General features: G+C 67.2%; 1 protein-coding gene. It reads left to right on the top strand.

Annotated elements, in window-relative coordinates:
- Positions 1–85: 85 nt before the first annotated feature.
- The coding region (gene dxs, locus WBA11_RS14745; RefSeq protein WP_424521422.1) for a 1-deoxy-D-xylulose-5-phosphate synthase at positions 86–1,825 on the top strand (1,740 nt) is incomplete at its 3' end.

Below are 1,825 nucleotides of genomic sequence, written 5' to 3'. Positions count from 1 at the left end.
CCACTTTCAACTCTGGCTGAAACCGGTCTCGGAAAGCCACAGCCCGCGCGATCTCCTCTATTTTTGCCCGCCCCCCTTCGCGCGCATGACTCAGGACGCCCCGCTCCTCACTCCCGGACCGCTCCTGGCGACCATCACGTCTCCGGCCGACGTCCGCGCCCTCGAGGTCGAGCAGCTCCCTCAGCTCTGCGACGAGCTCCGGGACTTTATCGTGGACATCGTGTCGGTCCACGGCGGCCACTTTGGCGCGTCTCTGGGAGTCGTTGAGCTGACCGTCGCGCTCCACTGGGCGTTCGAGACGCCGGAGGACCAGCTGGTGTGGGACGTTGGGCACCAGGCGTACGGGCACAAGATCCTGACCGGTCGGCGCCAGGCGTTCCCCTCGAACCGGAAGTACGGGGGCCTGAGCGGCTTCCCAAAGCGCTCCGAGTCGGAGTACGACACGTTCGGCGTGGGCCACGCCTCGACCTCGATCTCGGCCGCACTCGGGATGGCGACCGCGGCCAAGCTCCAGGGCTCCGGCCGCCGCGTCGCGGCCGTGATCGGCGACGGCTCGATGACCGGCGGGCTCGCGTTCGAGGGCATGAACAACGCCGGCACGACGGACGCCGACCTGTTGGTCGTGCTCAACGACAACCGGATCTCGATCGACCCCAACGTCGGGGCGCTCCACGAGTACCTGGCCAACGTGTCGTCGTCGGGCTCGTGGAACGCGCTCAAGGGCGAGGTCTGGGAGCTGTTCGACAAGATGAAAGGGCTCGGCGGCGGCACGCTCCAGCGCCTGGCGAGCCGCGTCGAGGACGGGCTGAAAGCCGTCTTGACACCGGGCATGCTGTTCGAGGCACTCGGCTTCCGCTACATCGGACCGGTTGACGGGCACGACGTCGTGGACCTGGCGCAGAAGCTCAAGAAGCTCCGCGCGCTCCCCGGACCAATCCTGCTCCACACGCTGACGATCAAGGGCAAAGGATTCGCGCCCGCCGAGGCCGACCAGGTCAAGTGGCACGCGCAGTCCAGCCCGTTCGACAAGGTGACGGGCAAGAGCCTGGCGGTGCCCTCGAAAAATGGGACGAAGCCACCCAAGTGGCAGGAAGTATTCGGCGACGCCATCATCGAGCTGGCCGAACAAGACGAGCGAGTCGTAGGCGTGACGGCGGCGATGCCGTCGGGGACGAGCCTGGGCAAGATGATGGCCCAGATGCCCGACCGGGCGTTCGACGTCGGCATCGCGGAGATGCACGCGGTCGTGTTCGCGGCCGGGCTCGCGACCCAGGGCATGCGGCCGTTCGCGGCCATCTACTCGACGTTCCTGCAGCGGGCCTATGACGGCGTCGTCCATGACGTGGCGCTCCAAGACCTCCCGGTCATCTTCTGCATGGACCGCGCCGGCGTGGCCGGCGCCGATGGGCCGACGCATCACGGCGCCCTCGATGTCTCGTTCATGCGGGCGGTCCAGAATCTGATCGTCGCGGCGCCGCTCCACGAACAGGACTTACGTGACCTGATGTTCACCGCCCTCGAGGTCGGCAAGCCGTTCGCGATTCGCTACCCTCGAGGCCAGGCGACCGGGATGCCGCTCCGAGACAGCTTCCGCGCCCTCGAGGTCGGGACGGGACAACGTGTCCGAGACGGCCGTGACTTGGCGTTCGTGACCTACGGAGCCATCGGGAACTACGCCATCGAGGCCTGCGAGCGGCTCGCTGAAGAAGGCATCGAGGCCGCGCACTACGACTTGCGCTTTGTCAAGCCGATAGACGCAGCGCTTTTGACGGAGGTCTTCGGCCGGTTCCGACACGTGATTACCGTCGAGGACGCCGTGCGCGAC

The sequence above is a fragment of the Rubrivirga sp. genome, assembly GCF_049648075.1.
Lineage (GTDB): Bacteria > Bacteroidota > Rhodothermia > Rhodothermales > Rubricoccaceae > Rubrivirga.
Note: the sequence above shows the minus strand (reverse complement) of the source record. Positions and strands in the feature narration are given on the sequence as shown.